Below are 18,636 nucleotides of genomic sequence, written 5' to 3'. Positions count from 1 at the left end.
GGGGCGCCGACCGTCGACGGACAGGAACGCGCGGGCAATTTGTATCAAGCACGCGGTGCGAGATGAAGGGCAGGGTGGGTGATGTGGATCACCATGCGTTTGGGGCGGGGGAGAGCGGGTAGCGGCGGTCGCTAACGCCAGTCGGCGGCGCCGCCGGAACCCGGTGCCGTCGCCTCGATCTTCGCCCTGATCTCCCGCATCACCGCGACGATCCGCTCTTCGTGCTCCGGCGTCAGCCGGGCCACCGGCACCGAGCAGCTGACCGCGTCCTGCGCGGGGGTGTCGTAGCGCAGCGCGAACCCGAACCCGACGATGCCGAGGACGCCCTCCTCGCGGTCCACGGAGTACCCGCGCGCCCGCACCCCGGCGAGATCGTCGAGCAGCGCCTGCCGGCTCGTGCGGGAGTGCGGGGTGAGCGCCTCGTACGGCCCCTCGGGCAGCTCACTGTCCGGCCGCTGCGCAAGCAGTGCCTTGCCGAGCGCGCCGACGTGCGCCGGGAGCCGCCGCCCGACCCGGCTGATCGTGCGCAGGTACTCGTGCGACTCGCGCGTCGCCAGATACGCCACGCCCCGGCCGTCCAGCCGGCCCAGGTGGATCGTCTCGCCCAGCGCCTCGGACGCCTCGTCGAGGTAGGGCCGCACCAGCCGCACGCGCGGGTCGGAGTCGAGATAGCTGGTGCCGGTCAGCAGGGCGTGGATGCCGATGCCGTAGAGGGAGCCGGTCACGTCCGTGCGTACCCAGCCCCGGCTGATCAGGGTCTGGAGCAGCGCGTACATCGAGCTGCGCGGTACCCCCAGCTCGTCCGCCAGCTCCTGGAGCCGCGCCGGCCGGTCGCCGCGCGCCGCGAGCAGTTCCAGCAGCTCGACCGTGCGCGCCGCGGACTTCACCTCGCGGACGCCGCCTGTCTCCGACATGTGCCGATCGTAAGGGTGTGCGGGTCGGGGAGCGCGACCCATTGACGGTCGGCGTTCGCGTATCTAACCTCCATCTTCATACATAGATGACGTCTACATAGGGAGATGACCGAGGGTGAGCCTCGACAGGGAAACGGTCCGACGCCTGCGGGACGGCATGGCACAGGGAGTGCTGTCGTTCCCGCTCACGAGCTTCCACGACGACGGCTCCCTCGACCCCCACGGCTTCCGCGCGCATGTCGCGGCGCAGATCGCGACCGCACCCGGCGCCGTCTTCCCCGCCTGCGGCACCGGAGAGTTCTTCTCCCTCGACGAGGACGAGTACCGCCGGGTGGTCACGATCGCCGTCGAGGAGGCGGGCGGCCGCCTGCCCGTCGTCGCCGGGGTCGGCTACGGCTGGGCCCAGGCCGCCCGGTTCGCACGCATCGCGGAGGAGGCCGGCGCCGACGCCCTCCTCGTCCTGCCGCACTACCTCGTGGCCGCCCCGCAGGACGGCCTCGTCGCCCAGCTGGAGCAGCTCGCCGCCCGCACCCGGCTGCCCCTCATCGCCTACCAGCGCGGCCAGGTAACCTTCACCGCCGCCGCGCTGCGGCGGGTCGCCGCCATCCCGGGCGTCATCGGCCTCAAGGACGGGCACAGCGACCTCGACCGCCTCCAGCGGCTCACCCTCGCCGCCCCCGACGGCTTCCTCTTCTTCAACGGCGCCGCCACCGCCGAGATCCAGGCCCGCGCCTACGCCACCGTCGGCGTCCCCGCCTACTCCTCCGCCGTCCACGCCTTCGCCCCCGAGATCGCCAACGCCTTCTTCACCGCGCTGCGCGACGGCGACGACAAATCCGTGGACCGGCTGCTGCGCGACTTCTACGTCCCGCTCGTCGAACTCCGCGACCGGGTACCGGGATACGCCGTGTCGTTGGTCAAGGCGGCGGCCCGGTTGCGCGGCCGCCCCGTCGGACCCGTCCGCGCCCCGCTCACCGACCCCTCGCCCACCGACCTCGCCGAGCTCAGGGCCCTCCTGGGCGCCGGCCTCGACCTCGTAGGAGCCGCGCTGTGAACCTCACGATCACCGACGTCCGCCTGACCCCGATCCTGGTCGCCGACCCGCCGCTGCTCAACACCCAGGGCGTGCACCAGCCGTACACGCCCCGGCTGATCGTGGAGGTCGAGACGGCGGACGGGGTCACGGGCGTCGGCGAGACGTACGGCGACACCAAGTACCTCGAACTGGCCCGCCCGTTCGCCGAGAAGCTGCGCGGCCGCCCGGTGAGCGACCTGAACGGCCTGTTCACCATCGCCGACGAGGTGGCCGTCGACAGCTCCCGGGTCTCCGGGCAGGTGGACGTCGGCGGGCTGCGCGGCGTCCAGACCGCCGACAAGCTGCGGCTGTCCGTCGTCTCCGCCTTCGAGGTCGCCTGCCTCGACGCCCTCGGCAAGGCGCTCGGCCTGCCCGTGCACACCCTGCTCGGCGGCAAGGTGCGCGACGCGGTCGAATACAGCGCCTACCTCTTCTACAAGTGGGCCGACCACCCCGAGGGCGTCCCCGCGGAGAAGGACGACTGGGGCGCCGCCGTCGACCCGGCCGGGGTGGTCGAGCAGGCCCGGCGCTTCAAGGAGCGCTACGGCTTCACCTCCTTCAAGCTCAAGGGCGGCGTCTTCCCGCCGGACGAGGAGATCGCCGCCGTACGGGCGCTGGCCGAGGCGTTCCCCGGCCATCCCTTGCGCCTCGACCCCAACGGCGCCTGGTCCGTTGGGACCTCACTCAAGGTGGCCGAGGAGATCGGCGGCATCCTCGAATACCTGGAGGACCCGGCCCTCGGTACCCCGGCCATGGCCGAGGTGGCCGCGAAGACCGACGTGCCGCTCGCCACCAACATGTGCGTGACGACGTTCGCCGAGATCAAGGAGGCGTTCACCCGCGACGCCGTCCAGGTCGTCCTCTCCGACCACCACTACTGGGGCGGACTGCGCAACACCCGGCAACTCGCCGAGATCTGCCGGACGTTCGGCGTCGGCATCTCCATGCACTCCAACACCCACCTAGGCATCTCGCTGGCCGCCATGACCCACGTGGCGTCCACCGTGGCGAACCTCCACCACGCCTGCGACTCCCACTACCCCTGGCAGTCGGAGGACGTCCTCACCGAACGCCTCACCTTCGACGACGGCAAGGTCACCGTGTCGGACGCGCCCGGCCTCGGCGTCGAACTCGACCGGGACAAGCTCCTGTTCCTGCACCGGCGCTGGCTCGACGACGACGGCGCCCTGCGCGAGCGCGACGACGCGGCGGCCATGCGCCTGGCCGACCCCGACTGGGTCACCCCGGCCGTCCCCCGCTGGTGACTCCGTGCCGGTGGCCCCGCACCGGCAACTCCCCTTCCCCTGCCCACGATCGGAGCCGCTCGTGTCAGCAGCAGTCCCCGAATCCCACTCCCCGGCCGTCCGGTCCGCCATCCACAAGATCTTCCGCAGAGTGGTCCCGCTGTTCTTCGTGATGTTCGTCGCGAACTACATGGACCGCGTCAACCTGGGCTTCGCGCAGGACGAACTCCGCGCCGACGTGGGCCTGTCCGCCGCGGCCTTCGGACTCGGCGCCGGCATCTTCTTCATCGCCTACGCCCTCTTCGAAGTGCCCTCCAACATGCTGATGGAGCGCTTCGGCGCCAAGGTCTGGCTCACCCGGATCATGATCAGCTGGGGTGTCGTCGCCACGGCGATGGCGTTCGTCGACAGCGCGGGCATGTTCTACGCCCTGCGATTCCTCCTCGGCGTCGCGGAGGCCGGGTTCTTCCCGGCCGTCATCTACTACTTCTCCCGCTGGCTGCCCGACTCCCACCGGGGCCGCGCCACCTCGATCTTCCTGATGGGTTCGGGAACGGCGACGGTCGTCGTCGGACCGATCTCGGGCGCGCTGCTCGAGATGCACGGCGTCTGGGGCCACTCCGGCTGGCAGTGGATGTTCTTCGTCGAAGGCGTCTTCTCCGTCGTCCTCGGCTTCGTCGTCTACCGCTTCCTCGACTCCGGTGTGGAGGAGGCGACATGGCTGACCCAGGAGGAGAAGGCGGGGCTCGTCGAGGTGATCGAGGCGGAGCAGGAGGCGCGCGGCACCGCCCACGTCCGGGTCTCCCGCTGGAAGCTCCTCGCCGACCCGCAGATCCTGCTCTTCCTGTGGATCTACTTCGCGATCAACGTCGCCCTGTACGCGGTCACCTTCTGGCTGCCGTCGATCGTGGAAGACATCGGCGGACTGAGCGCCTTCCAGGTCGGGTTGCTGACCTCGGTGCCGTGGCTGTGCGCCATCGTGGCGGTCTACGTCAGCGGCCGGATCTCGGACCGGATCGGCAAACGGCGTCCCATCCTGGTCGGGTTGCTGGTGCTCGGCGGCTGCGGCACGCTCCTCGCCGTCTTCGTGTCGCCGTGGGCGGGCCTGGGCGCGCTGTGCCTGGCGGCGATGGGCTTCAAGCCGGCCTCACCGATCTTCTGGACCATCCCGCAGAGCTACCTCGACGCCCGCGCCGCCGCCCCCGGCATCGCGCTGGTCAACTCCATCGGCAACCTGGGCGGCTTCGTCGCCCCGACCGCCTTCGGGATCATCGAGGACACGACGGGGTCGACGAAGGGCGGGCTGGTGGGCCTGACGGTCGTCGGCTTCCTGGCCGCGCTCAGCGTTCTGCTGGTCCGGGGAGGCGGCCGCAACGACCGCGTCCGCACCCGCCCGGCGAAGTCCCCGGCCGCCCAGGCGTCCCCGGCCCCCGAGGCGACCCCGGGTGCCGCCCGCGCGATGCCCCCGGGCCCGGCCACGGCCTGACGGAACGGCGCCGGGCGGCGGTCACGGACCCGGCGGGGCGCGCGGTACGATCCGCGCCCGACCGCCGCGGCCCGGCCGCCGTCCGGTGCGAACCGGTCGGCGAGGCGAAGGGGACGCGTGACGTGACGACCATCGCGGTGACCGGGCACATGGACCTGACCGAGGACAGCCTCCCTCTGGTCCGCTCGGCCCTGGACGACCTCCTCGGGCGGTACGCGCACGACGGCCGGCTCATCGGCGTCTCCTGCCTCGCCAGGGGCGCCGACCTGCTGTTCGCCGAGGCCGTCCTCGCGGCCGGTGGACGCCTGACGGTCGTCGTCCCGTCGCGGGACTACCGGCTGAGCCAGGTCGGGCCCGCCGACGCACCCCTCTTCGACCGCCTGCTCGCAGCCGCCGCGGAGGTACTCGTCCTCCCCCGGGAGAAGGCCGGCCGTCAGGCGTACGAGGCCGCCAACACCGTACTGATCGAACGCGCCGACCGGCTCGTCGCCGTGTGGAACGGCGAACCGCCCACCGGCCGGGGCGGCGGCACCGCCGACACCGTCCTCGAAGCGCGGGCGGCGAGCCTGCCGGTGGACGTGGTGTGGCCCGAAGGCGCTGCCCGCGGCGGCTGAGGCGATCTCCGAGTCTCAGTACCCCGGTGCCTCCGTACCTCCCGCACCTGCTGCGTACCGAGGGACGGTTCTTCCCGGCTCGCGTGTGACAGACAGCGTCCTGTCGGTGGCGTGGTGCACACTGGCCAGATCGGCACCACGTCAGGGAGCGCACCGTGACCGCGTCCAACGCGTCCACCGGAGAGGGACACCACCGCCAGACCGGCAAGGCCGGCCAGATCTGCAGGGCTGCCCGGGTCGACCCTCTGGCAGCCCGGCGCGCCCCCGACGATCCGCCGTGGGACGTCTACCTCACCGGCACCGTCTTCCTCGACATCATCTTCACCGGGCTCGACTCCGCCCCGGTGCGCGGGACCGAGTCCTGGGCGCGCGGAATGGGCTCGAGCCCCGGCGGCGTCGCCAACATGGCCACCGCACTCGCCCGGCTCGGCCTGCGCACCTCCCTCGCGGCGGCCTTCGGGGACGACCACTACGGCGAGTACTGCTGGGACGCCCTCGAACAGGGCGAGGGCATCGACCTCAGCGCCTCGCGCTCCGTCCCCGGCTGGCACTCGCCGGTCACCGTCTCCATGGCCTACGAGGGCGAGCGGACCATGGTCTCCCACGGCCACGAACCGCCCGTCGAGGCCGTGCTGACGCAGGAAGAGGCGCCTGAGCACCCGCCGCACGCCCGCGCCGCCGTCGCCTCCCTCACCCCCGGCAGGCCCGCCCCCTGGATCGAGCGGGCCGCCGGTCGCGGCACCCGCATCTTCGCCGACGTCGGCTGGGACGACACCGGTGCCTGGGACCTGGCCGGCCTCACCGACCTGGCGCACTGCGAGGCCTTCCTGCCGAACGCGGAGGAGGCCATGCGCTACACCGGCGCCACCTGTCCCCGCGCCGCCGCCCACGCCCTCACCGAGCACGTACCGCTCGCGGTCGTGACCCTCGGTGCGGAGGGCGCCTACGCCGTGGACCGGCGCACCGGCGAGTCCGCCGAGGTCCCGGCCATCGCCGTCGAGGCCCTCGACCCCACCGGCGCGGGGGACGTCTTCGTGGCCGGCTTCGTCACCGGCACGCTGGCCGACTGGCCGCTCGCCGACCGCCTCGCCTTCGCCGGCCTCACCGCGGCCCTCTCCGTGCAGGAGTTCGGCGGCTCGCTCTCCGCCCCCGGCTGGTCCGAGATCGCGGCGTGGTGGCGCAGGGTCCAGTCGGTCGAGAGCCAGGACCCCGAGGCGCTCCTGCGGTACGCGTTCCTGGACGCCCTGCTCCCGACGCTGCTCCCGGCGGCGGAGGAGGCCACCCCGTGGCCGCTGCGCAGAGCGGTGCCGACGATCGGCTTCGGCCGCTCGGCGTAGTCGCCGGACGCGTTGCCCGACCCGTCACCCGACCCGCCGCCGGACGCGTCACCCGACCCGGAAAAGCCCTACGGCGTTGTCAGTCCCCTGGCGTACCCTTGAACTCGCCAGGCCGCCCTCGTGGCAGGCGAGACGCATCCGGGAGGACGTAGAGGCCCTCGGGCCGGCCTATGACTCAGACACCCACAGCTCACACGCCCGCGCAGGGCAAGGCGAGAGCACAGTTCACCGTTCCCGCCCAGCACCCCATGGTGACGGTGCTGGGATCCGGAGACTCCCTCCTGCGCGTGATAGAGACGGCCTTCCCGGCGGCCGACATCCATGTCCGGGGCAATGAGATCAGCGCGGTCGGCGACCCACGGGAAGTCGCTCTCGTCCAGCGCCTGTTCGACGAGATGATGCTGGTGCTCCGCACCGGACAGCCGATGACGGAGGACGCAGTGGAACGCTCGATCGCCATGCTGCGGGCGAGTGAGAACGGGACGAGTGACGGCCAGGAGACCCCGGCCGAGGTTCTGACCCAGAACATCCTGTCCTCGCGCGGTCGCACCATCAGACCCAAGACCCTCAACCAGAAGCGGTACGTCGACGCGATCGACAAGCACACGATCGTCTTCGGCATCGGCCCGGCCGGTACCGGCAAGACCTACCTGGCCATGGCCAAGGCGGTCCAGGCCCTCCAGTCCAAGCAGGTCAACCGCATCATCCTGACCCGCCCGGCGGTCGAGGCGGGGGAGCGGCTCGGCTTCCTCCCGGGCACGCTGTACGAGAAGATCGACCCCTACCTGCGCCCGCTGTACGACGCGCTGCACGACATGCTGGACCCGGACTCGATCCCGAAGCTGATGGCCTCGGGCACGATCGAGGTCGCGCCGCTGGCCTACATGCGGGGCCGTACCCTGAACGACGCCTTCATCATCCTGGACGAGGCCCAGAACACGAGCCCCGAGCAGATGAAGATGTTCCTCACCCGGCTCGGCTTCGACTCGAAGATCGTGATCACGGGTGACGTGACCCAGGTCGACCTGCCGAACGGCACGAAGTCGGGTCTGCGGCAGGTCCAGGACATCCTGGAGGGGCTCGACGACGTCCACTTCTCCCGCCTGTCGTCCCAGGACGTCGTCCGGCACAAGCTCGTCGGCCGTATCGTCGACGCGTACGAGCAGTACGACAGCGAGAACGGTACGGAGAACGGCACCCACAAGGGCGGCCGTAACAAGCGGAAGTAGACAAGCCAGCACCATGTCGATCGACGTCAACAACGAGTCCGGAACCGAGGTCGACGAGCAGGCGATCCTCGACATCGCCCGCTACGCGCTCGCGCGGATGCGCATCCACCCGCTCTCCGAGCTCTCGGTGATCGTCGTGGACACCGATGCCATGGAGCAGCTGCACATCCAGTGGATGGACCTGCCGGGGCCGACGGACGTCATGTCCTTCCCGATGGACGAGCTGCGGCCGCCGTCGAAGGACGACGACGAGCCCCCGCAGGGCCTCCTCGGCGACATCGTGCTGTGCCCCGAGGTCGCCGCCCGGCAGGGCACCGAGGCGCCGACGCAGCACTCCATGGACGAGGAGCTCCAACTGCTCACCGTCCACGGGGTGCTGCACCTGCTGGGGTACGACCACGAGGAGCCCGACGAGAAGGCCGAGATGTTCGGTCTCCAGGCCGCCATCGTCGACGGCTGGCGTGCGGAGAAGGGCCTGACCGGCCCGTCCCCGGCCCCGACCGTCTCATGAGCCCCACCCTCGTCGCCGGCGCGATCGCCCTGGTCGTCGTCGCCTGGCTCGCCGCCTGCGCGGAGGCGGGCCTCGCGCGCGTCTCCAGCTTCCGCGCCGAGGAGGCCGTACGTTCCGGCCGGCGGGGCAGCGCCAAGCTCGCGCAGATCGCCGCCGACCCCACCCGCTATCTGAACGTGGCGCTGCTGGTCCGCGTCGCCTGCGAGATGGCGGCCGCCGCGCTGGTCACCTACGCCTGCCTCCAGGAGATCGACGGCACCACCGGGGCCCTGTTCGCGGCGATCGGCGTGATGGTCCTCGTCTCGTACGTCGCCGTCGGCGTCTCTCCGCGCACCATCGGCCGCCAGCACCCGCTGAACACCGCGACGGCGGCCGCGTACGTGCTGCTCCCGCTGGCGCGGATCATGGGCCCGATCCCGTCGCTGCTGATCCTCATCGGCAACGCGCTGACCCCCGGCAAGGGCTTCCGCCGGGGCCCCTTCGCCTCCGAGGCGGAGCTGCGCGCGCTGGTCGACCTCGCCGAGAAGGAGTCCCTGATCGAGGACGACGAGCGCCGCATGGTGCACTCCGTCTTCGAACTCGGCGACACCCTCGTACGCGAGGTCATGGTCCCGAGGACCGACCTCGTCGTCATCGAGCGGTACAAGACCATCCGCCAGGCGCTGACCCTCGCCCTGCGCTCCGGTTTCTCCCGCATACCGGTGACCGGGGAGAACGAGGACGACATCGTCGGCATCGTGTATCTGAAGGACCTGGTCCGCAAGACGCACATCAACCGGGACGCCGAGGGCGAGCTGGTGTCGACGGCGATGCGGCCCGCCGCCTTCGTGCCCGACACCAAGAACGCCGGTGACCTGCTGCGGGAGATGCAGCAGGACCGCAACCACGTCGCCGTCGTCATCGACGAGTACGGCGGCACGGCCGGCATCGTCACCATCGAGGACATCCTCGAGGAGATCGTCGGCGAGATCACGGACGAGTACGACCGTGAACTCCCGCCGGTGGAGGAACTCGGCGACGACCGTCACCGGGTCACCGCCCGCCTCGACATCACCGACCTCGGCGAGCTGTACGGCCTCGAGGAGTACGACGACGAGGACGTGGAGACCGTCGGCGGGCTGCTCGCCAAGGCGCTGGGGCGGGTGCCCATCGCCGGGGCGTCGAGCGTGGTCGACCTGCCGGACGGGCGCGCGCTGCGGCTGACGGCGGAGGCCGCGGCCGGCCGCCGGAACAAGATCGTCACGGTGCTGGTGGAGCCGCTGGAAGCGGCGGACCGGCCGCAGGACGAGACGAAACCGGAGTGACGGAGTGACCCCTCAGGAACTGCGCGCCTTGTGCCTCTCCTTCAACGCGGCGGTGGAGGACTTCCCCTTCCGGCCGGAGATCTCGGTCTTCAAGGTCGGCGGCAAGCTGTTCGCCCTGACGACCCTGGACGCGCGGCCCCTGACGGTGAACCTCAAGTGCGACCCGGACGACGCGGTGCGTCTGCGCGGGGAGCACGAGGGGCTGATCGTCCCCGGGTGGCACATGAACAAGCGGCACTGGAACACGGTGACGGTCGACGGAGAGCTCCCGGACCGGCTGGTCCGGGAGCTCGTCGAGGACTCCTACGACCTGGTGGTCGCCGGTCTGCCGCGGGCCGAGCGGCTGCAGCTCGACCGTCCCTGAGCCCGTCCGGCGGCCACGCGGCCGCGCGGCCCGAGCTCTTCCGGCCACCGGAACGGGGGTGGCAGTCGCCCCTACCGGTGGTGGCGGCACCACCCGTCACGCGGTCGCGCAGGGCAGACGCGGTGCGCGGATCGGTTCTTCGTATGCTCGGGGCATGACCGACAGCAACGCGCTCGACCCCGAGGACCGCAAGATCGTCACCCTGGCCCGCTCCGCGCGGGCCCGCAACGGTGTGCCCGAGGGGGCCGCCGTACGGGACGAGACCGGACGTACGTATGTCGCGGCGACGGTGGAGCTGCCGTCGCTGCGGTTGAGCGCGCTCCGGACGGCGGTGGCCATGGCGGTGGCCTCGGGGGCGGAGTCGCTGGAGGCGGCGGCGGTGGTGACCGCGTCGGAGACGGCCGACGAGGCCGATCTGGCCGCCGTGCGGGACCTCGGCGGGGCGGGTACGCCGGTGCTGGTGGCCTCGCCGGACGGGACCGTCCGGCGCACCGTCTCCGCGGGCTGACGGCAGCCGGAAGCAGGCCACGGGGGGCCGGTCGGAGGTAGGCCGGAATTCAACCTTGCCGTTCCCGCTTCGCTCGCGCATCAATGGAACCGCAAGTTCCGACGGACCGTCAGATCCTGACGTCGGATCCGGATGTCGGATCCGGACGTCAGATCTCCACCTGGGCAGGGTGTCCGCACCCATCCCTCCCGGGCGGTGGTCCGTCGGCATCTCCCGTCCATCCACCCCCCACATGGATTCCCGTACTCGGGAAGGGAGCGGATCCCATGAGAGGCAAGCGAATCGGATCAGGTGCGGCAATGCTGGTCGGGGCCCTCGCGGTCACCGGACTGGCCCTCGCGCCCTCGGCTGTCGCCGTCACCCCGCTGACGGCGAACGTCACCGCCAGCTGCGGTCTCTTCGGAGGCGGCGCAGCCACCCTCACGGCCACCCAGACGGGCACGGCCGCCACCCTCAAGCTGACGTCCACCGCGATCACCACGCCGATCGCGATCGGCGCGAACAGCATCAATTCCACGCTCACGATGGCGAACTCGACCGGTCCCGCCAGGGTCTTCTCCGGCACGGTGAACCCCGCCATGCCGGCGGGCTCCACGATCACGGTCGGTCCGCTCAACGGGACCGTGGCCTCCGGTGACAGCCTGAACTTCTACGGCGGCTCCCTGAAGATGGTCGTCTTCGGGATCACCGTCACCTGTACGACGAGCGCGGCGCAGACGCCGGGCCCGTTCGTGTTCAGCTGATAGCGGTTGGAAACTGAGCCGACAGGCCGTCAGTTTTCCGGCTGAGCCAGGAAACTGACGGCCCATCAGTTCACCACGTGATGTCCATTGACTTCTCACGCGATCCGCACCTCAATGCCCCCTGTCGGCGCAGAAGAGCCGCTGCGCCCGCACCCTGGAGGAGGGGGCAACATGGGTTCACCCCGAAGTTCCGGAAGCACCCGAGGTTCCCGAAGACGGCGCTGGGCGTCGCTGCTCGGGGCGACCGCGCTCGCGGTCACCGCCGGCGGAGCGCTGGCGGCCCCGGCCGTCGCCGCGTCCAACGTCGACTTCGACACGCACTGCATCCCGCCGGCCATCGCGGGCCTCCCGCCGATCGACGGCACCACCACCGCGAAGATCACGGCGGACAACACCAGTCCGCAGGTCGGCGACACCGTCACCGTGACGTACACGGTGGTCACACCCGCCGCGAGCAACCCCACCGACCTGGCCCTGCCGGCCGACATCATGACGCCGACGGGCAAGGTCACCCTCGGTGGCGCGCAGACCGGCAGCGTCACGGTCACGGGGCCGAGGCAGAACCCCCCGGTGCCCGGCAGGGGAGCCTTCCCGTCGTTCTCCATGACCGGCACCTTCACGGTCACCACGCCCGGCGCGATCACCCTCTCGCCCGGTGACTACAACATCCACACCAGCTACATCCTGGAGCTGGACACCCCCTGCACGGTGACCAACCCGCCCGCCCCGGTGTCGGAGACCGTCACCGCCGCCGACAACCCGCCGGCCAACACCCGTGCGATCTCACTGGGTTCGGCCTCCGGCAGTCCGGGCGCGGCCGTCGCCGTCACCGGCAGCGGCTTCACCGCGGGCGCGACCGTCACGCTGGCCGGGCGCTCCGCGTCCACCCAGACCGCGGACACGGCGACCGTGACCGCCAACGCGCAGGGCGGCATCTCCGGCTCGCTCGTCGTCAGCGACCTCACCACGACCGGTGTCGTGGCGTACGAGGGCGGCGCGTGGAGCTCGGACCTCGGTGCCGGACCGGTCGCGTACGTCGTGATCGACGACCAGCCCGTACCGGAGGGCAGCCAGAAGGTGACCACCACGGTCCGGGCGGGCACGCTGTCGATGTCCCAGGCCGGGGACGCCGTCCAGCTGTCCGCGGTCGACTTCGGCCAGGGCGGGGCCTCGACCGGCGCGCTCCAGACCGTGACCGTCAAGGACTTCCGCGGCGGACCCGCGGGCTGGTCCCTGACCGGCAAGGTCACCGACTTCAGCGGCCCCGGCGCCAAGATCGACGCCGGCAAGCTGAGCTGGACGCCCGCGTGCACCACCAAGGCGGGCAGCCCGAGCACCTGTCAGGCCGGTTCGGCGGGCACGGTCGGCGCCGCGGGGGCGACCCTGGCGTCCACGCCCGACGGCACGGCCACCGGCGGCGAGTTCACCACCGGCGCCCAACTGTCCCTCGACGTACCGTCGTTCACGCCTCCGGGCAGCTACGCCGGCGTCCTGACCCTCACGCTCACCTGAGCCGTACGCACCACGTCCACCGGTGGCCGGGCGCCCGCCCCACAGGTCCGCACCCGCCCGACCACCCAGCCGTCGAAGCCTGTTCGTCGAAGCACGTTCATCGAAGCCCGTTCGCCGGGGCCCGCCGGCCGGGGCCCGTCCGCTGGGGGGTCCGCACCCATGCGCAAGCCGTACGTCCTCCTCCTGCCGCTGCTGTTGTTCCTGACGCTCGCGACCCCCGCCCGCGCCGCCGACAACGGCAGCTGGTCGGTCTACCCCGTCTCCTCGGCCGTCGCCGCGCGGCCCTACTTCTACGTCTCCGCCGATCCCGGCCAGACGATCGAGGACAAGGTCGTCGTCGCCAACAAGACGGCCGAGCCCCTCACCTTCCGGCTGTACGCGGCCGACGCCTACAACACCGCGCGCGACGGCGGGTTCGCCGTGAAGTCGCTCGGCGAGAAGATGCGCGGCGTGGGCGCCTGGGCCGAGCTGCCGAAGGACCGGGTCACCGTGCCCGGCCGTGCGACGGTCACCGTGCCGTTCACCGTCCGGGTGCCCGAGGGGGCCGAGCCCGGCGACCACCCGGGGGCGATCGTCGCCCTCGACGAACGGGTCGAGCAGGGCGAAGGCGGGGTCGCGCTGGGCGTCCAGCGGGCCGTCGGCGCCCGCGTCTACCTCCAGGTCGGCGGGCCCACGCTGCCCGCGCTCGCCGTCGAGAACGTCACGGTCGGCCACGACCAGCCGTTGGTCCCCGGCCTCGGCGACAGCACGGCGACGATCTCCTACACCCTGCACAACACCGGCAACGTCACCCTCGCACCGAAGGTGGAGCTGAAGGCGAGCGGGCTGTTCGGCCGCACCCTGCTGACCCGGGACCTGACGAAGATCCCCTCCCAGCTCCTCCCGGGCCAACGCGTCCGCCTCACCGAACGCTGGCGCGACGCCCCCCAGCTCGACCGGGCCGACGTCAAGCTGACGGCGACCGCCAAGGGCACCGAGGAGTCCGCGACAACGTCCTTCGTGGCGGTGCCGTGGCTGGTGGTGGGGTCAGTGGCGGCGGCGATCGCAGCAGGGGGGTGGTTCCTGATCAGAAGGAGGCGAGGGCCCGCGGGGCCCAGCCGCCCAGGGGCGCGGGGAACTGCGCGACCAGCCCCAGCGGACCCGCAGCCGAAACTGAGCCGAACCGCCGGAGGTTAAAGCGCGTCGGGCCCGCGCTCGCCCGTCCGCACCCGCACGACCGTCTCGACCGGCAGCGCCCACACCTTGCCGTCACCGATCTTCCCGGTGTGCGCGGCGCGCACGATCGCGTCGATCACGGCCTCGGACTCCGCGTCGTCGACGACGACCTCGATGCGCACCTTGGGCACGAGGTCGACCTGGTACTCGGCGCCCCGGTACACCTCGGTGTGGCCGCGCTGCCGGCCGTAGCCGCTGGCCTCGGTCACGGTCAGGCCGTGCACGCCGAGCTCCTGGAGAGCCGTCTTGACCTCGTCGAGGCGGTAGGGCTTGACGATCGCGGTGATGAGCTTCATTCCTGTGGCTTGACCTTCTGGGCGGAGAGGACGGGGTGCGAGCCGACCGGGGCGCCGTGGCCCAGGACGCCGTGATCGTATGCCGTCTCGGCGTGCACCGTAAGGTCCAGGCCGGTGTGCTCGTGGTCCTCGTGCGCGCGCAGGCCGATCGCCTTGTCGAGCACCTTGGCGATGCCGTACGTGACGGTGAAGGCGTACGCCCCCACGACGACCACGGCGACCAGCTGCTTGCCGAGCTGGCCGAGCCCGCCGCCGTAGAGGAGGCCCTCGGCGCCGCCGGTCATGGTGTCCACCGCGAAGACGCCGATGAGGAGTGTGCCGATGATCCCGCCGACCAGGTGGACCCCGACCACGTCGAGGGAGTCGTCGTAGTTCAGCTTGAACTTCCAGCTCACGGCGTAGGAGCAGACGACACCGGCCGCGAGGCCGACGACCAGGGCGCCGAGCAGGGAGACCGAGCCGCAGGAGGGCGTGATGGCCACCAGGCCCGCGACCGCGCCGGACGCCGCGCCCAGCGTCGTCGGGTGGCCGTCGCGCCGCTGCTCGACGAAGAGCCAGCCGAGCAGACCGGTGCAGCCCGCGGTGAGGGTGTTGAGGAAAGCGGCCGCCGCCAGACCGTTCGCGCCCAGCGCGGAGCCCGCGTTGAAGCCGAACCAGCCGAACCAGAGCAGACCCGCGCCCAGCATCACCATGGGGAGGTTGTGCGGACGCATCGCGTCCTTCTTGAAGCCCAGGCGCGGGCCCAGGACCAGGCACAACGCCAGGCCCGAGGCGCCCGAGGTGATCTCGACCGGGAGACCGCCGGCGAAGTCGAGGGCGCCGAGCCGGTCGAGGATCCAGCCACCGGGGCCCCACACCCAGTGCGCCACGGGAACGTATACGAGGAGCGCCCAGACCGGCACGAAGACCAGCCACGCGCCGAATTTCGCCCGGTCCGCGATCGCGCCGCTGATCAGGGCGGCCGTGATGATCGCGAAGGTGAGCTGGAAGGCGGCGAACAGGAGGGTGGGGACCGTGCCCTGCACGCTGTCCGGGCCGAGGTCCGCCATCCCGGCGTGCTCGAGGCCGCCGATCAGCCCGCCCCCGGCGTCGTCGCCGAACGCGAGCGAGTAGCCGGCCGTCAGCCACACCACCGTGACCAGCGCGATCGACACGAAGCTCATCATGAGCATGTTGAGGACGCTCTTCGTGCGGACCATGCCTCCGTAGAAGAGGGCGAGACCCGGGGTCATCAGCAGGACGAGGGCGGTGGCGGCGAGCAGCCAGGCGGTGTCGCCGGTGTTCGCGTGGGCGGCGGCCAGAGTCACGGGAGTCTCCAACGATGCGGGGGCTCGTCAGAGGTTCACCGCTTCCGGTTTCCGGTCGCGTACAGGTGTGTTTCCGTGACGTTTCGTTGCGTGGAGGTTTCCGGGAGCTCACGGTGGAGGGCACTGCCGCTCGTGTGTGCGGCGGGGCTTCGTGGATCAGGGAGAATGGGGGCCATGAGCGTTCGTAACCAGTCATCCGAGCAGTCGGCCGAGGCCATCCACCGCGCCGGCTTCGCCTGCTTCGTGGGCCGTCCCAACGCGGGCAAGTCCACCCTCACGAACGCTCTGGTCGGGAAGAAGGTGGCGATCACCTCGAACCGACCTCAGACCACCCGGCACACGGTGCGGGGCATCGTGCACCGCCCGGACGCCCAGCTGATCCTGGTCGACACGCCGGGCCTGCACAAGCCGCGCACCCTGCTCGGCGAGCGGCTCAACGACGTCGTGCGCGCCACCTGGGCCGAGGTGGACGTCATCGGCTTCTGCCTGCCGGCCAACGAGAAGCTGGGCCCCGGCGACCGCTTCATCGCCAAGGAGCTGGCCGGGATCAAGCGGACGCCGAAGGTCGCGGTCGTGACGAAGACCGACCTCGTGGACTCCAAGACGCTCGCCGAGCAGCTCATCGCCATCGACCAGCTCGGCAAGGAGCTGGGCTTCGAGTGGGCGGAGATCGTGCCGGTCTCGGCGGTCGGCGACCAGCAGGTCGGACTGCTGGCTGACCTGCTCGCCCCGATGCTCCCGGAGAGCCCGCCGCTCTACCCCGAGGGCGACCTGACGGACGAGCCCGAGCAGGTGATGGTCGCCGAGCTGATCCGCGAGGCGGCGCTGGAGGGCGTCCGGGACGAGCTCCCGCACTCCATCGCGGTGGTCGTCGAGGAGATGCTCCCGCGCGAGGACCGTCCGGCGGACAAGCCGCTGCTCGACATCCACGCGAACATCTACATCGAGCGCCCCAGCCAGAAGGGCATCATCATCGGCCCCAAGGGCAACCGTCTGAAGGACGTCGGCATCAAGTCCCGCAAGCAGATCGAAGCACTGCTGGGCACGCCTGTCTTCCTGGACCTGCACGTGAAGGTCGCGAAGGACTGGCAGCGCGACCCGAAGCAGCTGCGCAAGCTGGGGTTCTGAGGCCGTCAGGGGCTTTCAGACGGCCTGCGGGGACATGTCCTGCAACCCCACCACCCGGAGCAACTGGAGCCGTTCGTAGGCCTCCGTGCCCGGGCGGGCCGTGTGGATGACCAGGAGTTGGTGGTGCTCGTGGCTGAGCAGGACCTCGCAGTCCAGTTCCAGCAGGCCGACCAGCGGGTGCAGGAAGCGTTTCGTCGCCTTGTGGCGCAGGGACACCTCGTGTTCGTCCCAGAGGCGGGCGAACTCCTCGCTCGATGCCCGGAGTTCGGCGACCAGCGCGGCCGGTTCGGGGTCGTCGGGGCGGGCGGCGGTCACCGCGCGCAGGTTGGCCACCTGGGCGCGGGCGTGGTCCGGCCGGTCCTCCGCCGGGAACAGGCTGCGGGCCTGCGGATCCAGGAAGTAGAGACGGAGCAGGTTGCGCTCGCGCCGGGGGCGTGACATCACATCGCGGGTCAGCGCCCTGCCCATCGCGTTCTGGGCCAGGACCTCGCCGCAGTCGGTCACGACCTGCGCCGGTGTGTCGTGCAGGCGGTCCAGGATCAGCATCAGGCCGGGTGGGACGTGCGCCGACGCCGTCTCGCGGCGCGGGGGCTCCTCGCCGGTCAGATGGAACAGGTGGTCGCGTTCGTCGTCGGTGAGGCGCAGGGCGCGGGCCAGCGCCGTGAGCATCTGACGGGACGGGCGCGGACCGCGGCACTGTTCCAGGCGCGTGTAGTAGTCGACCGACATGCCCGCCAGCTGGGCCACCTCCTCGCGGCGCAGTCCGGGCGTACGGCGGCGGGCCCCCGGCGTCAGACCCACGTCCGACGGGTTCAGACGGGCCCGGCCACGGCGCAGGAAGTCGGCGAGTTCGGTTCGGTTCACCCCTCCAGGCTGCGGCAGGCCGGCCGTCTTAGCCAGGGACTGCCGGTCCCCTGATCGACGGGTCTCTCCCGGTCGTCCCGGCTCCGTCCGAGGCTGGTGGCACCGACCAAGAGGAGTGACTGACGATGTTGACACTGGTGACGGGTACGACGGGACAGGTCGGCCGGCGCTTCGTGCCGAGGCTGCTGGCGCAGGCCGCGGCGGGGGAGAGGGTGCGGGTCCTGGTCCGGGACGCGGCACGGGGGGAGCGGTTCGCGGAGCTGGGCGCCGAGGTCGTGCTCGGGGATCTGCGGGACGCGGAGGTGCTCGGCAAGGCGGTGGCCGGGGTGGACGCGGTCGTGAATGTCGCGGCGTCCTTCCGCGGGGTGCCGGACGAGGAGGCGTGGGCCGTCAACCGGGACGCGGCGGTGGAACTGGGCCGCGCCGCGCTGGCCTCGGGTGTGCGGCGCTTCGTGCAGGTCAGCACGGGACTGGTGTACGGCCTCGGGCGGGGCCGCCCGCTGGTCGAGGACGACGAGGTCCGGCCCGGCGGCGGCGCGATGTGGGGCGCCTACCCCGAGGCGAAGGGGGTGGCCGAGCGGGAGCTGTTCGCGCTGGACGGCCTGGACGTGCGCGTCGGCCGCCTCGCCTTCGTCTACGGCGAGGGCGATCCGCACCTCGCCCAGTCGCTGATGTGGGCCGGCAACTGGGCGGCGGCCCAGCGGCTGCACATGGTCCATCACGTGGACGTCGCCCAGGGACTGCTGCGTCTCCTGCACGCGCCGGGAGCCGCCGGGCGGGCCTACAACATCGCCGACGACGCCCCCGTCACGGCGGTCGAACTGCACCAGCTCAACGGGGTCGACGTGCCCGCCGAGCTCTACGAGCGCACCGACCCCGACCCGTTCTTCCAGCTGACCTCCACCGAACGCATCCGCCGCGAACTCGGCTTCCGCCCGCTGTACCCCAGCGTCTACGCGGCCCGGGACGCCGGAGCCCTCTGACG

The 18,636-nt window shown here is 71.6% G+C and carries 19 protein-coding genes; 15 read left to right on the top strand and 4 right to left on the bottom strand.

What is annotated here, in order from left to right:
* Nucleotides 1-131: 131 nt before the first annotated feature.
* Nucleotides 132-914, bottom strand: coding sequence for an IclR family transcriptional regulator (locus OG736_RS15740; protein WP_327183008.1), 783 nt, complete (start codon nt 912-914; stop codon nt 132-134).
* 115 nt (nt 915-1,029) lie between these two features.
* Between OG736_RS15740 and OG736_RS15735 the strand changes: the two genes are divergently transcribed.
* From OG736_RS15735 to OG736_RS15675, 13 genes are all read left to right on the top strand, one after another.
* Nucleotides 1,030-1,968: a 5-dehydro-4-deoxyglucarate dehydratase gene (locus OG736_RS15735; protein ID WP_327183007.1), complete on the top strand. Its 939-nt coding sequence runs from the start codon at nt 1,030-1,032 to the stop codon at nt 1,966-1,968.
* Nucleotides 1,965-3,254 carry a glucarate dehydratase family protein gene (locus OG736_RS15730; protein WP_327183006.1) on the top strand — a complete coding sequence of 430 codons (1,290 nt, stop codon included), beginning with the start codon at nt 1,965-1,967 and terminating at the stop codon, nt 3,252-3,254. Before OG736_RS15735 ends, OG736_RS15730 begins: the two co-directional genes overlap by 4 nt.
* Before the next feature lie 61 nt (nt 3,255-3,315).
* Nucleotides 3,316-4,719: an MFS transporter gene (locus OG736_RS15725; RefSeq protein WP_327183005.1), complete on the top strand. Its 1,404-nt coding sequence runs from the start codon at nt 3,316-3,318 to the stop codon at nt 4,717-4,719.
* A 122-nt stretch (nt 4,720-4,841) separates the two neighbouring features.
* Nucleotides 4,842-5,333, top strand: coding sequence for a hypothetical protein (locus OG736_RS15720; RefSeq protein ID WP_327183004.1), 492 nt, complete (start codon nt 4,842-4,844; stop codon nt 5,331-5,333).
* A gap of 155 nt (nt 5,334-5,488) precedes the next feature.
* Nucleotides 5,489-6,670, top strand: a complete 1,182-nt coding sequence (locus tag OG736_RS15715) for a carbohydrate kinase family protein (RefSeq protein ID WP_442817034.1) — start codon at nt 5,489-5,491, stop codon at nt 6,668-6,670.
* A 170-nt stretch (nt 6,671-6,840) separates the two neighbouring features.
* Nucleotides 6,841-7,899 (top strand): PhoH family protein, encoded by a 1,059-nt coding sequence (locus tag OG736_RS15710; protein WP_028806498.1) that lies wholly within the window; start codon nt 6,841-6,843, stop codon nt 7,897-7,899.
* A gap of 13 nt (nt 7,900-7,912) precedes the next feature.
* Nucleotides 7,913-8,410: an rRNA maturation RNase YbeY gene (gene ybeY, locus OG736_RS15705; protein ID WP_020127737.1), complete on the top strand. Its 498-nt coding sequence runs from the start codon at nt 7,913-7,915 to the stop codon at nt 8,408-8,410.
* A complete protein-coding gene (locus OG736_RS15700) occupies nt 8,407-9,714 on the top strand; it encodes a hemolysin family protein (RefSeq protein WP_020127736.1) in 1,308 nt (435 codons plus the stop codon). The genes ybeY and OG736_RS15700 overlap by 4 nt, the downstream gene beginning before the upstream one ends.
* A 4-nt stretch (nt 9,715-9,718) precedes the next feature.
* Nucleotides 9,719-10,078 (top strand): MmcQ/YjbR family DNA-binding protein, encoded by a 360-nt coding sequence (locus OG736_RS15695; protein ID WP_327183003.1) that lies wholly within the window; start codon nt 9,719-9,721, stop codon nt 10,076-10,078.
* A gap of 154 nt (nt 10,079-10,232) precedes the next feature.
* Nucleotides 10,233-10,586: a cytidine deaminase-like protein gene (locus OG736_RS15690; protein ID WP_327183002.1), complete on the top strand. Its 354-nt coding sequence runs from the start codon at nt 10,233-10,235 to the stop codon at nt 10,584-10,586.
* Between the two features lie 266 nt (nt 10,587-10,852).
* The gene (locus tag OG736_RS15685; RefSeq protein ID WP_327183001.1) at nt 10,853-11,329 is read left to right on the top strand and encodes a hypothetical protein; all 477 of its coding nucleotides are present in this window, start codon (nt 10,853-10,855) and stop codon (nt 11,327-11,329) included.
* A 171-nt stretch (nt 11,330-11,500) separates the two neighbouring features.
* Entirely contained in the window at nt 11,501-12,841 is a 1,341-nt protein-coding gene (locus tag OG736_RS15680) for a beta-xylosidase (RefSeq protein WP_327183000.1), read from the top strand.
* A 159-nt stretch (nt 12,842-13,000) separates the two neighbouring features.
* Nucleotides 13,001-14,017 (top strand): WxL protein peptidoglycan domain-containing protein, encoded by a 1,017-nt coding sequence (locus OG736_RS15675; protein WP_327182999.1) that lies wholly within the window; start codon nt 13,001-13,003, stop codon nt 14,015-14,017.
* Here the strand turns inward: OG736_RS15675 and OG736_RS15670 are convergent.
* Both OG736_RS15670 and OG736_RS15665 read right to left on the bottom strand, forming a co-directional pair.
* Complete coding sequence (locus tag OG736_RS15670) at nt 14,014-14,352, bottom strand: P-II family nitrogen regulator (protein ID WP_142264251.1); 339 nt, start codon at nt 14,350-14,352, stop codon at nt 14,014-14,016. The genes OG736_RS15675 and OG736_RS15670 overlap by 4 nt on opposite strands.
* On the bottom strand, nt 14,349-15,659 hold the full coding sequence (locus tag OG736_RS15665) for an ammonium transporter (RefSeq protein ID WP_327182998.1): 1,311 nt from the start codon (nt 15,657-15,659) through the stop codon (nt 14,349-14,351). Before OG736_RS15665 ends, OG736_RS15670 begins: the two co-directional genes overlap by 4 nt.
* Nucleotides 15,660-15,833: 174 nt before the next feature.
* Here OG736_RS15665 and era point away from each other — a divergent pair, with 174 nt between their 5' ends.
* Nucleotides 15,834-16,787 (top strand): GTPase Era, encoded by a 954-nt coding sequence (gene era, locus OG736_RS15660; RefSeq protein ID WP_327182997.1) that lies wholly within the window; start codon nt 15,834-15,836, stop codon nt 16,785-16,787.
* 15 nt (nt 16,788-16,802) lie between these two features.
* On the opposite strand, the gene OG736_RS15655 is transcribed toward era, so the two are convergent.
* Nucleotides 16,803-17,651, bottom strand: coding sequence for a helix-turn-helix transcriptional regulator (locus OG736_RS15655; RefSeq protein WP_327182996.1), 849 nt, complete (start codon nt 17,649-17,651; stop codon nt 16,803-16,805).
* A 125-nt stretch (nt 17,652-17,776) separates the two neighbouring features.
* Between OG736_RS15655 and OG736_RS15650 the strand changes: the two genes are divergently transcribed.
* A complete protein-coding gene (locus OG736_RS15650) occupies nt 17,777-18,634 on the top strand; it encodes an NAD-dependent epimerase/dehydratase family protein (protein ID WP_327182995.1) in 858 nt (285 codons plus the stop codon).
* Nucleotides 18,635-18,636: the final 2 nt, after the last annotated feature.

The organism is Streptomyces sp. NBC_01334 (assembly GCF_035983595.1).
Taxonomy (GTDB): domain Bacteria; phylum Actinomycetota; class Actinomycetes; order Streptomycetales; family Streptomycetaceae; genus Streptomyces; species Streptomyces coriariae.
The sequence above is the reverse complement of the archived record's forward strand: the minus strand, read 5'-3'. Positions and strand labels throughout refer to the sequence as shown.